Source organism: Afipia birgiae 34632 (assembly GCF_000308295.2).
Lineage (GTDB): Bacteria > Pseudomonadota > Alphaproteobacteria > Rhizobiales > Xanthobacteraceae > Afipia > Afipia birgiae.
The window spans coordinates 894,978-908,754 of the sequence record NZ_HG326653.1 but is presented as its reverse complement, the minus strand read 5'-3'; the positions used below and the strand labels follow the sequence as shown (position 1 = coordinate 908,754).

Below are 13,777 nucleotides of genomic sequence, written 5' to 3'. Positions count from 1 at the left end.
ACGGGTGGCGGACGCGAGGTCGCGTGGGGTGACAGTCACGCAATCGCCGACTCAACCCCCAGATGCTGCTCCAGCAGATCCTGCTTCTGCGCCAGCTCAGCCGGCGTCCCGTCGAACACCACCGCGCCCTTCGACAGCATCACCATGCGGTCCGCAATCCGCGACAGCGAGCGAAAGTCCTTGTCGACGACGATGGTCGCAACGCCTTCGCCGCGGATGATACCGAGGGTGCGCCAGATGTCTTTGGCCACCAGCGGCGCAAGCCCTTCGGTCGCCTCGTCAATCAAGATCAGATCGGGGTTGGTCATCAGCGCGCGGCCGATGGTCAGCATCTGCTGTTCGCCGCCGGAGAGCTGATGTCCGCCATTGGTGCGGCGGGCGTGCAGACGCGGAAACAGTTCGTAGATTTTTTCCAGCGTCCACACCTTGCGTCCATCAATGCCGGGACGCGCGGCCATGACGAGATTTTCCACCACCGACAATGAGCCAAACACGCCGCGGCCTTCCGGCACCAGCGCCACGCCCGCGCGCGCAATCGCTTCAGGGGCCGCGCGCATGATGTCGCGGCCGTTGAGAGTGATCTGTCCACGGCGGTCAGCGACGAGGCCCATCAGCGAGCGCAACAGCGTGGTTTTGCCCATGCCGTTGCGGCCGAGCAGAGCCACCTGTTCGCCGCGCGCGATCCCAAAGCCGATGCCATGCAGCACCTGGCCCGCGCCGTAAAATGCTTCGAGCTTCTGCACCTCAAGTAAAGTGCTCACGCGTCCTCCTCAACGCCGAGATAGGCGAGCCGCACCGCCGGATCGACACGGACATCCTGCGGCAGGCCGCTGGCAATGACGTGACCGTCCGCCATCACCGTCAACCGGTCCGCCAGTTCGAACACCGCATCCATGTCGTGCTCGACCACCAGCACCGCGCGGCCCTTCTTCAGTGAGGCAATCAGATCGACCACCTTGCGCGCCTCCGATTGGCCCATGCCCGCAAGCGGCTCGTCGAGCAGGATGATGCGCGGCTGCGTCGCCAGCACCATCGCGATTTCAAGCTGGCGCTGCTCGCCATGAGACAGGTGCATCGCCGTCAGCTGTGCACGCGCCGAAAGCCCCGCCTGCTCCAGCGCCTCGCGGGTGCGGCGATTGACGTCGGCGTCGGAATAGACGTTGCCGAACATTTTCAGCGGCGACGCGGCATGGGCCTGCGCCGCCAGCCGCACGTTTTCCTGCGCGGTGAACTGCGGGAAAATCGTGGTCTTCTGGTATGAGCGACCCAAACCCGCGCGGGCACGGCGATCCGGCGCCAGCCGCGTAATATCGTTGCCGCCCAGCATGATCTCGCCAGCGCTCGGCGTGAGGTCGCCGGACAACAGATTGATCAGCGTCGATTTGCCCGCGCCGTTCGGCCCGATCACGGCGTGGATTTCTCCAGTGTGAACGTCGAGCGACACATCGGAAACGGCAGTGAGGCCGCCGAAATGTTTCTTCAGGCCAACGGCCCGGAGCGCGATATCCGCGTTAGCCATGACCCGCCTCCTTCGCGTCGTCATTGCGAGCGGAGCGAAGCAATCCAGAAGCATTCGGCAAAGAACTGGATTGCTTCGTCGCTACGCTCCTCGCAATGACGGTTGATGAATCTGCGTCAGATTGCGGGTCTGATGCGGGAAGGATCATCTTCAGCAGATCGCGCACGCCGTTCGGCAGCGCCAGCACGATCAGGATCACGGCCAGACCTTCCGCGAGTTTCCAGTGCTCTGTCGTCGCCTTCAGCACTTCCTCGAGCCCGATCAGCACAAGCGCACCGACCAGCGGACCGGCCACCGAACGCTGACCGCCGATCAGCACCATCACCAATACTGTCGCCGACAGATGCCAGCCCAGCATCTGCGGCGCGACGAAGCCGAACTGCGCGGCAGCGAAATATCCGGCGATGCCCGCAATCGCGCCCGAGATCACGAACGCCGTCAGCCGCACGCGGAACACCGGGAAGCCGAGCGCGCGGGCGCGGCGTTCATTGTCGCGGGCTGCCGCCAGCGCATGACCGAACGGCGAACGCACGATCATGGTCAAAAGCGCAATCACCGCGACCAGCACGGCCAGCACCACGAAGTAATAGACCAGGGGTTTTTCGAGATCGAGCAGCGTGATGTTGCCGAGCATCATCGACGGCTTGTTGTAGATGAAAGCGCCGTCGGAACCGCCGGCGAACTTGCTGTCGTGAAACAGGAAGAACAGCATTTCGCCGAACGCCAGCGTCACCATGATGAAGTAGATGCCGCGGGTGCGCAGCGCCAGCGAACCGATCACCGCGGCGGCCGCCGCGGAGGCGGCCACCGCGAGCGGCAGCGTCCACCACAGCGAAGCGGGATCGTATTTCGGCGACGCCAGCGCCAGCACATACCCCGCGATGCCGAAGAACGCGGCATGGCACAGGCTCACCAGCCCGCCATAGCCGACCACGAGATTGAGCGACATCGCCAGGATGCCCATGATCAGCGCCTTGCTGATGAACTGCACATAGTATGTGGGTGCAACGAACGGCAAAGCGATCGCCAGCGCCAACAGGGCAACGGGCACAAGCCACACGCGCGGATCAGGTCGCTCATTGTTTTGCATGCGGGTCAGACCTCCCGCCGGCCGAGAATGCCGTTCGGACGCCACAACAACACCGCCGCCATCAGCACATAGATCAGAACGCTCGATACGCTCGGGAAGAACACCTTGCCGAACGTGTCGGTGAGGCCGATCAGCAGCGCGCCAATCGCCGCACCACCGATCGAACCGATACCGCCGAGCACGACAACGACAAAGGAGAGAATGAGCATGCTGTCGCCCATGCCGGGATAGACGGTCGATACCGGAGCGACAATGATGCCGCCGAGTGCTGCGAGCGCAATGCCGACCGCGAACACGTAGCGGTTCACGGTGTCGAAATTAATGCCGAGCGTGCGCGTCATTTCGCGGTTCTCGGCGCCGGCGCGTACGATCATGCCGATTTTCGTTCGTGTGATCACAACGTAAATGATCGCGGCCGCAACGAGACAGAACGCACAGATCGCGAGGCGATAGACCGGATAGGACAGGTTGTCGGTGAGCTGGATCGCGCCGCGCAGCCCTTCCGGCGGCAGCACCGAATGCACGTCCTTGCCGAACAGCAATTGCCGCACCTCGTCGATCACGAGGATCAGACCGAACGACAGCAACACCTGCGCGAGGTGATCGCGGCCGTAGAGCCTGCGGATGAAAACGTTTTCCAGCAGCAGCCCGACGACGAAGGCGATGGCCACACCCGCGACCACGGCGATCCAGAAGCTGCCGGTATAGGCGGCGATCCAGTAGGCGAGATAGGCGCCCAGCATATAAAACGCGCCGTGCGCGAGATTGATGACGCCGAGAATGCCGAACACCAGCGTCAGCCCGCTGGCGACGAGAAACAGGACCATCCCATACTGAATGGCATTCAGAAGCTGAACGCCGAGAGTCACGAGGTCCATTGAGCTAACGATCCTATTGATCAGACTTCGTCATTGCGAGGAGCGACAGCGACAAAGCAATCCAGTCTGTGGGCACATCACTGGATTGCTTCGTTTCGCTCGCAATGACAGATTTCTCTGTCATCCTTCGAGGCTCGCCGCAAGCACGGCTCGCACCTCAGGATGACGCTCTCTTGTTTCCTTCGCCCTGCATGCTTAACCCGTCACCCTGAGGTGCCGGAGCGAAGCGGAGGCCTCGAAGGGCGACGGGCTAAACGCGCGACGCCTCACGCCATCTTGCAGCCGCGCGCCGGATCGTCGACGGCGGCCTGCGCGATCGACACCATTTCATTGCGGCCGTTGCGCACTTCGCGCAGATAGATGTTCTGGATCGGGTTGTGTGCCTTGTTGAAACTCAACGGCCCGCGCGGCGAGTCGATCTTCGCCGCGCCCATCGCGGCGATCATCTTGTCCTGCGCCTTGGCATCGCCGCCCACCGCCGTGAGACCGATATCGAACAGCGTGGCCGCGTCGTAGCCTTGCACGGCATAGATATCGCCGTCGAGGCCGGTCTTGGCCTTGAACGCTTTCAGGAACGCAAGGTTGGCCGGGTTGTCGAGATTGTCGGCGTAATGCAGCGTGGTCTTGATGCCGTTGGCCGCCTCACCCTGTGCCGCAATGGTTCCGTCGGTAAGGAATCCCGCGCCGTAGAGCGGAATGGTCTTGTTGAGGCCCGCCGCCGCATAGTCCTTGACGAATTTCACAGCGCCGCCGCCGGCAAAGAACGAGAACACTGCGTCGGGCTTCAAAGTGGCGATGCGGGTGATCAGCGCCTGGAATTCGACCTCGGGGAACGGCAGTGTCAGATCCTCGACGATCTTGCCGCCTGACTTGGTGAAATTCTCCGAGAACGCGCTGATCATTTCCGCGCCGGCAGTGTAGCGCCAGGTGATGGTGACGACGTTCTTGATGCCGGCGTCGAACATCACCTTGCCGGCGGGATAGGTCGACTGCCAGTTCGAGAACGAGGTGCGGAACACGTTCGGCGAACACAGCGCGCCGGTGGCGTCATTGGCGCCCGCATTCGGAATGATAAGCATCGTCTTGGTGTCGCGGGCGACCTTGACCATCGCCATGGCGACGCCGGAATGCACCGTGCCGACCACGACATCGACCTTCTCGCGTCCGACCAGGCGGTTCATGTTGTCGGTGGCAGCTTCCGGCTTGGATTCATCGTCCACCTTGATGAACTGGACCTCGCGTCCGCCGAGCTTGAGGCCCTTCTGCTGGTAGTAAAGCTCGAAGCCGTTATCGATGAACTGGCCGAGCTTCGCGAATGTGCCGGTATAGGGCAGCATCAGACCGACTTTCAGCGGCGCATTCTGCGCGATCGCCGGGCTGAACAGGCGGGGCGTTACAGCAAGCGTCGCGGCGCCCGCGGCGCCGGACAGCAGTGCTCTGCGGCTCACCTTCATGGTCTTGGACATAGGCGTCTCCCTCTCATTTCTTATGTTTGAATCTTCTTCAGCACGATCTTCCGAAAACCTGTTTCCGCTTTTCGGGATCATGCCTTTGCAGGCCCGTTCAGGCTCCGCCGGTTTATGGATTCCCGCAGTCCACACCCGCCGCATTGGGTACAGGCACCCGATTGCAGCACGCATGGCCTGGTGTTTTCAATGGCAGTGTTTTGCGGCCGGTCAGGCCGGACATCCGATCCAGTCGCCGCACCCATCGTCATCGAGCCTTTTGAGATCTGAAGCGCGCCGCGACAACACCGCGCGCTGGTTGATATAGCCCTTGTCGGTAATCTCGCCGCCGTCCACCGACGGCAGATCCGCTAACAGCAGGGCACGGGTGGCGAAGCTTGAGGAGCCGCCGCCCCGTGCCTTCAGGCGCGCGAGCCCCTGCGCCATCGTGTCGCGCACAACTGGCGCGCGCAGCACGTCGGCGAGATCGGCGTCGGGCAGTTTCGCCAGCGCGCGGCAGGCCGGGATATTCGGAAACACCAGAAAGCGGACGTCATCCTTGTCGTGACCTGTGACCACGATGTCCTGCGCCAGCGGCGCAAGGGCTGCGATGCCCGCGATGCGCAGCGTGCCGACGCTGACCCAGGTGCCCGATGTCAGCTTGAAATCCTCGGCGACGCGGCCGTCGAAAAACAGACCGAGTTCGGGGCGCGCGGCATCCGCGAATATCATCGCGTCGCCCATCAGATAAAAGCCGTCGGCATCGAATGCCTTCGCGGTCTGCTCGGGCGCTTTCCAGTATCCCGGCGTTACGTTCGGGCCGCGCACCCGCGCCTCCAGCTTGTCGCCTGTCGGCACCAGCTTGATTTCGGTGCCGGGGATCGGCACGCCGATATTGCCCGAGCGCGGCGCCTGGAAATGGCAGTCCGTCGCCAGCGGTGCGGTTTCGGTCGAGCCCCATGACGAGACCATCGGCACCGCATGGCCGACGGTCGCGATCGACAAGGATTCGAGCGCTTCCCAGAGATTCTGCGGCAGCGCGGCGCCTGCGTAGAACAGCAGCTTCACATTGGAGAAGAAGCGCCGGCGCAGTTCGTCATCTTCGCGGAGTGCCGCGATCAGCATGTCGTAGCCGCGCGGCACATTGAAATACACTGTCGGAATCACGTCACGCAGATTGGCGAGCGACAGCGCGAACAGGCCAGGCGCGGGCTTGCCGCTGTCGATGTAAAGCGTGCCACCGTTGCGCAGCACGCAGTTGAAATTGTGATTGGCGCCGAACGTATGGCTCCACGGCAGCCAGTCAAGCGTGGTGAGATCGGGGTCACCGAGGAACGGCCAGGTCTGGATTTTCGCGGCCTGGTTGGAGGTCAGCATGCGCTGGGTATTGATCACGGCCTTTGGCGTGCCGGTCGAGCCGGACGTGAACAGAAACTTCGCGATGGTGTCATGACCGACGGCCGCGAAAGCACGCGCGACCTCAGGGGTCTCTGTCGCCGCCGTCAGGGACGAAAATGAAATCGCGCTGTCGAAGCCATCCGGATCACCGGCCACAACGACCGCCGTGTGCAGCGGCGCAATGGCATTCAGCGCGGGCGCAAACATCTTTGCGCTTGAGACGTAGATCGCGCCGGGGTCGAGCAGCGCGATCATGCTTTTCAGCTTGTCGAAATCCTTCGAGACCAGCGAATAGGCCGGCGACACCGGCGCCGCCGGTACGCCTACATGCATCGCCGCCAGCATGAACACAGCATGATCGATCGAATTGTCGGAGAGAATAACGAGCGGGCGCTCCGCGCTCATGCCCTGCGCGAGAATCCATGCACCCGCAGCGCGCACCCGCCGCAGCGTTTCGCGATAGGTCAGCTTGGTCCATGGCGCATCGGCATTGCCGCGCTCGGCAAGGAAAACGGTATCGGGCGTGTCGCGCGCCCATTGCTCCAGCCAGTCGCCGACGCAACGCGCGAACGGCTGCAACGGTGTCGCCGATCGCAACCAGATGCTGCCATCGGTTTTGCGTTCTGCGACGATATTCGGGCTGGCGAACAGCGCCTGCGCGCTGGCCTGACGATGAGCCGTGGCCGCTGTCATGGCCGCGCGCCCGGTGCATGCGCCGGCATTGTTTCCGCCGCAACTTCTGCGCGCGCAGACATCGGTTTCCCTCCCCGTGGCGACTGCAACTTTAGCATAATAATGCAGTTCTTCCCGCCGCTCTTCGGCGACTAATGCAATATAATGCAGATTGTTTAGAACGTGTCAATCGCCGTCCACGCTCTGTGGCTGCGGCAGCATGCCGCCTAAAATTTAGTCTGACGCCGGAGGCCGCGCATTGTTTTCGCCGCCTAAGGGATCCTGTCGGCGCGTCTCAACCTGTTGTTTCAGATCGGCAATCAGTCATCTCCGCGACTGCTCCGCGCCTTGTACACACAATGGCACGCTTGCCTCGTTCAGACCGGAGAACGAGGTGTCGCCGATGCTGCCAACCAAAAATTTGCTCGGGGCCGAGCCGCCGGCGGCTCCGCCGCAAAGGGCTTTCTGGTCGAGGCCGCCGCGATCGAAGGCGCACGCGACATCACGGCGTTCGGCGGCTGGCGATTCATCGCGGCGCAGGTGAAATCGGCGTAAGGACTCATCCTCGAAATATTGCGATCAAAACGCAAAAGGCGCCTGCCAATAAATTGGCAGACGCCTTCATGCGAGACGGTGGGGGCTGTTCTGACTCGCCTTAGAAGTTCGCCGTGGCCGACACGCGGAACGTGCGCGGCGCACCCGGGGTGATGTTCACGTTGCTATGCGCTGTCGCGTAATACCCAACATCGAAGATGTTCTCGACATTGAGCTGCGCGCGCCAGTTCTGGTTTAGCCTGAAGTAGAGCGCGGCGTCGACGCGGGTGAAGGCAGGCAGCCTCACGGTATCATCCGAGGAGGCATACGAACTGCCGTAGTGGATCACGCCGACGCCCGCGCCCCACATCTCGTCGATCTTATACCGGTTCCACATCGTAAACGTGTTGTACGGCACGAGGCCGACGCGATTGCCCTTCACGATGGTGGTCGAGTTATCGCTGGTGATACGCGAGTCGGTGTAGGCATATCCCCCCGTGATCTGCCACTGATCGGTCACATAGCCGGTCAAGGCGACTTCCGCACCACGGGTCTTGGTTTTGCCTGTGGTCAGAATGTTACCCAACACATCGGTAAATCTCTGGTTCTCGCGATCGAGATCATAGACCGCCGCGGTGAATTGCGTCCGGGGCGCGATGTCCCATTTGACGCCGACTTCGGTGTTGATGAACTTCTCCGGCTCGGTAACAGCGAGTTGGGGCGTCAGCGAACTAAACTGGTCGCCTGAGCTTGGCAGATATGAGGTGCTGTAGCTGCCGTACACCGAGACGTTTTCAACCGGCTTGAACACGAGGCCGACGCGCGGCGAGACCAGATTGTCCACTCGGTTCGAGGTCGTGCCGCCCACGTTGCGGTTCGTGGAGGTGAGGTCGAAACGGTCGAAGCGAGCCCCAGCGATCACCTGGAAGTATCGCGTGATCTCCATCTGGTCCTGAACATAGGCGGACGCCAAGTTCAGCGTCGCCAGGGAATTCGGGTCATCTGCCGCATGAAAGAAATTGATCGGCGCGAATGACGTCGGGTTCGACGCGGGAACGGAGTTGCTGCCCGGGATGACGAACGCGCCGCTATTGCGCAGGCTGCCCGTGGTCTGCCGCCCGACCTCCGTTCCGAAGACGATGGTGTGCAACACCGGCCCCGTGTTCGTCCGGTACGTCCAGTCGGTCTGGTTGAAGGCGTTCTCACGCTTGATCGCACTGTTGTATGCGGACAGCGCCACGCGCTGCGTGGCGGGGTTCACGGCTCCGCCCGCGAAAACGTTCTGGTAGAACTTGTCGAAATTCGAGTATTGCGATGCGCTCCTGACCGTCAACCCGTTGTTGAAATCGTGCTCGATCACTGCATTTGCGATGTGAGCGTCCGCGCGGGAAACACTCAGATCGGGATTGCCGAAGAATGTCGACCGGGAAGTCTGGAAAGGACTGGCGGGGTTGAAGCGCGTTCCCGTCCCGTAAGACGGAATGCCGCGATCCGCGGTGCGATCGTCATGGAAGTATTCGTAGCTCAGTTTGACCTTGGTATCCTCGCCCCGGATCGTAACGGTCGGATTGATGCCGTAGCGCTCGAGATCGACGTAATCCCGGAAGCTGCCGGACTTCTCATACATCGCGTTGATACGGCCTGCGACATTGGAATCGACCGCGCCGCCGGCATCGATCGAAACCCGCTTGTTGTCGTACGATCCGCCCTGGACAGTCACTTCGCGGATCGTCCTGCCATCCGCTTCCTTGGTGATGCGATTGATAACGCCACCGCCGCCGCCGCGGCCGAAGATCAGTGCATTCGGGCCCTTGAGCACTTCAATGCTCTGAATGTTGTAGAAGTCACGATAGTACTGGACGTCGTCGCGCACGCCATCAACAAAGAAATCGGCTGACGTGTTCTGGCCGCGAATCACGAGTTGGTCGCGATTGCCTTCGCCCTGTGCCGGTACCAGCCCGGGAACATAACGTATTGCTTCACTGATGCTCTGCGAGCCGGTGTCCTTGAGGAAATCCTTGGTGAGCACCGTCACGGACTGAGGCACGTTGATTAGCGCCGTGTTGGTCTTGGTCGCGCTGGACGTCCGCGTGGCGAGATAGCCGATGGTGCCATTCTTGTCGCCGGACGCGCTTTCGATGTCGATCGTGGGCAATGCTTCCTGCGCAACAGCGCCTGACACAATGGCCGCGGAAGCCAGCATCAACGCAACATAACTCACCGAAAACCGTGCCGTGCGCCCGAAGTAAAGTCCGGCTTCGCGTGAAGCGACTCCCTTCAAGGCAATTCCTGCAACAACCCGCATACATCCATCCCCACTTAATTGCCGCGCGTTCATGAGAACGGCGAATTCAGGGCACGCCTTTAGAAAATGTAATGAAGACAGGAAAGCCTTTGAGATTAGAACGTCTTCAAATCGGGCATGTCGCGGAGATTAGGAATTGCGGCAATAAGCGCTGCGCGACTAGAAGAAGTAGGCAATACGCGCTTCTGATGATCCGTTTTAGAATCTCTCCAAGTCACTGAATTAGAAACAATCTAAATGCCAGACCCAACTTCAGATTACCGCCGCGGAGCTCTGAAGCGGCTCTGGCGTAACATTCACCTGTGGCTCGGCATCGGCCTGTTCATTCTGCTCGTGCCTGTGGCGCTGTCCGGCGCGATCCTCGTCTATCACGACGACATCGGCGAATTTCTGAGCACGCCGAGCGGCGCAGTCGCGCCGTCGAAGCCACCGGACATCGCGCTCGCTATTGCGAATGCACGCAAGGCTGCAGGCGACGGCTTCACACCGATGTCGATCAGCTTTCCGGAAGACAACCGCGCACCGCTGACGATCGCGTTGCGCGGACCCGCGGCGAAGGGCGAACGGCCGGTGCGCCTCACCGCGACCATCGACCGCCATGATGCACGCGTTCTCAGCATCGTCGATTTCCGTCAGACATTCTTCGGCTTCATGCACGTGTTCCATGAAAATCTGACCATTCCGGACTACGGACGCAGCATGGTCGGGTGGACCGGAGTTGCGATGCTGACGCTCTCGCTGACCGGCCTGTATCTGTGGTGGCCACGGCACGGCCAGTGGTCGCGCGCCTTCGTGTGGCGGCGCAGCCCGGCGACGTCATCGAACCTGCACTACATGACCGGCTTCTGGATCTGCTTTCCGCTGGCGCTGATCTCATTGACCGGGATTTATCTCGCCTGGCCGCAACAGGGCCGCGATCTGCTGTCGTCGATCGCGCCGATGACAGCACAGCAGCAGCGCGGCGGTGGTCCGGGCGGCCAGGTGATGGCCAGGCCGACGCATTCGCCGTCCGAGATTTACGCGACCGCATCCGCGCAGCCGAATTCGGCCGTTGACGCGATCTTCTTTCCCAATCCGCAAACCGGCAGCTGGCGCGTCAGGCTACGCGAAGACGGCAAGACCGAACCGGTGACAATCATGATCAACGACCGCAGCGGCGACGTGAGCGTCGTTCAGCCGTTGTCGGGTGATCGGACCGCGTCCTGGATTCGCTGGCTGCATGAAGGCAGTCATTCCGGTGAAGTCTGGCGCTTCGTCGTATTCCTGAGCGGCATCATGCCGACAGTGCTCGGCGTCACAGGCATTCTGATCTGGCTGCGCCAGCGTCGTCAGCGCGCGCTGATGAAAACGAACGCACCGCTCGCCGCGTCGAACAAGCCGTCACGCCCGGTCGGCGACGCCGCGCCCGCAGAATAATCGCAACCTCACAAGTCCGACCTCCGCCGCCGCAACGGCGCGCCTCGCGCCCCGCCGGCGAGGTTCGCCGTCGCTTGCCCATGCCTCTAATATCCCGCGCCACCTGCTTCTTGAGAATCAATCGCAAAAACTATTGCGAATAGTTCGCACTTGCATTATCAACTCCCGGCGAGTTGCGTCGGCGTGGGGGTGAAATGCGTTTGAACTCATGGGTTTCCGCAGCGAGCATGGCCTGCGTATCGGTGACCGTGGCGGGTGTAGGGCATGGTCAAGCCCAGGACGTCCTTCCCGAGATCGCAGTGTCGGCACCGGTCCCCACGGGAACCACATCTGATGACGGATTGCAGCGCGGACCGCTCAACGTCATCGACAACACCTATCAGTCGGCCACCGCGATCACCGGCCGCGAAATCCAGCGCAGCAACGCGGCGTCTCTCGCCGATCTGCTGTCCGGATTGCCCGGCGTCTCGTCATCGACCTTCGCGCCTGGCGCGAGTCGTCCCAACATTCGCGGTCTCGACGACTATCGCGTGCGCGTGCAGGAAAACGGCATCGGCACCCAGGACGCATCCGACTTCAGTCAGGATCACGTCGTACCGATCGATCCGCTCGCCGCCGACAAGGTCGAGGTGATCCGCGGACCGGCGACGCTGCGCTACGGATCACAGGCGATCGGCGGCGTGGTGAACGCCACCAACAATCGCATTCCCGAGCAACTGGTGCAGGATGGTTTCAGCGCGCGGTTCAAGGGCGGCGCATCGTCCGTGGACAACGGCCTCGACGGCGCGGTGAGCCTCGACGCCAGCGGCAACAATGTCGCCATCCATGCCGACGCCTACGGCCGGCGCGCAGGCGATTACCGGATTCCCGGCGGCGTGCAGGCCAACACGCGCTTGCAAACCGAAGGACAGTCCGTCGGCGGCTCCTACATTTTCGATGGCGGCTTTATCGGCACCGCGATCCAGCACATCACCAGTCTCTATCACATCCCCGGCGTGGCCGATGCGCAGCAGAATTCGCGCATCGACATGGAACAGACGAAATGGACCAGCAAGGGAGAGCTGCGCGCGCCGGTCGACGGCATTGATGCCGTACGTTTCACCTTCGGCGCCGGCAACTACAAGCACAATGAACTCGGCCTCGACGCCAACGGCGTCGACGCCCTGAAGAACATCATCAAGAACCGCGAAGTCGAAGGCCGTTTCGAACTGGATCACGCGGCGATTGCAACCGCCGCGGGCGCGCTGACCGGAACATGGGGCGCGCAGTTCGGCCAGCGCGACCTCGGCACCGACGGCAGCCTCGGCGGCCTGCTGGCGCCGACGAAAACCAACACCGCTGCCGCCTTTGCGTTCGAGCAAATTCAGTTCACCGATACGCTGCGCATGCAGGCGGCGGCCCGCATCGAGAACCATATCGTCAAGGGACTGGCGCCGACTTTCCCGGCAGACTTTCTGCCGCCGCCCAACACGTTCACCGAAGAACCTGCGCGGCGAACCTTCACACCGAAAAGCGCCAGCCTCGGTGTGTTGAAGAACCTGCCCTGGGACATGGTGGCGACACTCAACGCCCAGTATGTGCAACGGGCGCCCGCTGCGCCTGAACTTTTCTCGCGCGGCTCCGATGGCGCGTCGGGCACTTTCGTGATCGGTAATCCGGATCTCAAGATCGAGACCGCGCAGACTGCGGAAATCGGCCTCAAGCGCGCCAAGGGACAGTTGCGGTTCGAGACCAGCCTCTATTACACGCGCTATCAGGATTTCATCTTCAAGCAGGTCACCGGCAATTTCTGCACCGACACGTTCGCAACCTGCGGCGCCACCGGTCCGCTGACACAGGTCGCTTACGGCCAGCGCGATGCGATCTTCAGGGGCGCAGAAGTCGCCGCCCAGCTCGACGTCACACCGCTTGGCGACGGCATGTTCGGCATCGACGGACAGTATGACATCGTGCGCGCAACCTTCACCGATGGAACCAACGTGCCACGCATCGCGCCGATGCGCGCGGGCGGGGGCGTGTGGTGGCGCAGCGCCGAATGGTACACGCGGATCGGCCTGCTGCATGCGTTCGCGCAGAACGATGTCGGGCTCAACGAGACGCCCACCGACGGCTACAATTTGCTCAAGGCAGAGGTGAGCTACACGCATACGTTCAGCAGAACGGACAGCGGACCGCGCGAAATAACCGTCGGCCTTGCCGGCGACAACCTGCTCAACGAGCGGATTCGCAATCATATTTCCTTCAAAAAAGCCGAGGTTCTACAGCCCGGCCTCGGCGTGCGGCTGTTCACGAATGTGAGGTTCTGATGAGGCGCAAACTCTGGAATCGTTCCAGTTTTGGCGAAATCTAGGCCCCCGGTGGCGACAAGGACATCGCAGTGCACTATTCTGAAAATGAACCTCGCCTCTCGGCGGACGGCTATGGCCGCAGTGCCTCGCTGCGGATTCATCGACGAGAGCTTCGGACCAAAACTGCAAGATAACGAGCCATTCAGCGTTAGGCCGGTGACGGCTGCAAACG

9 protein-coding genes and 1 pseudogene are annotated in these 13,777 nt (G+C 61.9%); 3 read left to right on the top strand and 7 right to left on the bottom strand.

Features of this window, described 5'->3' with window-relative positions; genetic code table 11:
* Positions 1-35: 35 nt before the first annotated feature.
* The 6 genes from BN32_RS18310 to BN32_RS18285 form a co-directional block, all read right to left on the bottom strand.
* Positions 36-761, bottom strand: a complete 726-nt coding sequence (locus tag BN32_RS18310; protein ID WP_040426663.1) for an ABC transporter ATP-binding protein — start codon at positions 759-761, stop codon at positions 36-38.
* Complete coding sequence (locus BN32_RS18305) at positions 758-1,519, bottom strand: ABC transporter ATP-binding protein (RefSeq protein ID WP_019198880.1); 762 nt, start codon at positions 1,517-1,519, stop codon at positions 758-760. The genes BN32_RS18310 and BN32_RS18305 overlap by 4 nt, the downstream gene beginning before the upstream one ends.
* Complete coding sequence (locus BN32_RS18300) at positions 1,512-2,609, bottom strand: branched-chain amino acid ABC transporter permease (protein ID WP_040426661.1); 1,098 nt, start codon at positions 2,607-2,609, stop codon at positions 1,512-1,514. Before BN32_RS18300 ends, BN32_RS18305 begins: the two co-directional genes overlap by 8 nt.
* Positions 2,610-2,614: 5 nt before the next feature.
* Entirely contained in the window at positions 2,615-3,487 is an 873-nt protein-coding gene (locus BN32_RS18295; RefSeq protein WP_019198882.1) for a branched-chain amino acid ABC transporter permease, read from the bottom strand.
* A gap of 266 nt (positions 3,488-3,753) precedes the next feature.
* Complete coding sequence (locus BN32_RS18290; RefSeq protein WP_040426660.1) at positions 3,754-4,953, bottom strand: ABC transporter substrate-binding protein; 1,200 nt, start codon at positions 4,951-4,953, stop codon at positions 3,754-3,756.
* Positions 4,954-5,163: 210 nt separating this feature from the next.
* On the bottom strand, positions 5,164-7,023 hold the full coding sequence (locus tag BN32_RS18285) for a feruloyl-CoA synthase (RefSeq protein ID WP_019198884.1): 1,860 nt from the start codon (positions 7,021-7,023) through the stop codon (positions 5,164-5,166).
* 417 nt (positions 7,024-7,440) lie between these two features.
* On the opposite strand from BN32_RS18285, the pseudogene BN32_RS28235 reads away from it, so the two are divergent.
* Positions 7,441-7,557 (top strand): annotated as a pseudogene (locus tag BN32_RS28235) (allophanate hydrolase-related protein); the annotation flags it as partial.
* A gap of 100 nt (positions 7,558-7,657) precedes the next feature.
* Here BN32_RS28235 and BN32_RS18275 read toward each other — a convergent pair.
* Complete coding sequence (locus BN32_RS18275) at positions 7,658-9,841, bottom strand: TonB-dependent receptor (protein WP_019198886.1); 2,184 nt, start codon at positions 9,839-9,841, stop codon at positions 7,658-7,660.
* A 237-nt stretch (positions 9,842-10,078) separates the two neighbouring features.
* Here BN32_RS18275 and BN32_RS18270 point away from each other — a divergent pair, with 237 nt between their 5' ends.
* The gene (locus BN32_RS18270; protein ID WP_019198887.1) at positions 10,079-11,257 is read left to right on the top strand and encodes a PepSY-associated TM helix domain-containing protein; all 1,179 of its coding nucleotides are present in this window, start codon (positions 10,079-10,081) and stop codon (positions 11,255-11,257) included.
* 194 nt (positions 11,258-11,451) lie between these two features.
* Positions 11,452-13,563, top strand: coding sequence for a TonB-dependent receptor (locus tag BN32_RS18265; RefSeq protein ID WP_040426657.1), 2,112 nt, complete (start codon positions 11,452-11,454; stop codon positions 13,561-13,563).
* Positions 13,564-13,777 lie beyond the last annotated feature (214 nt).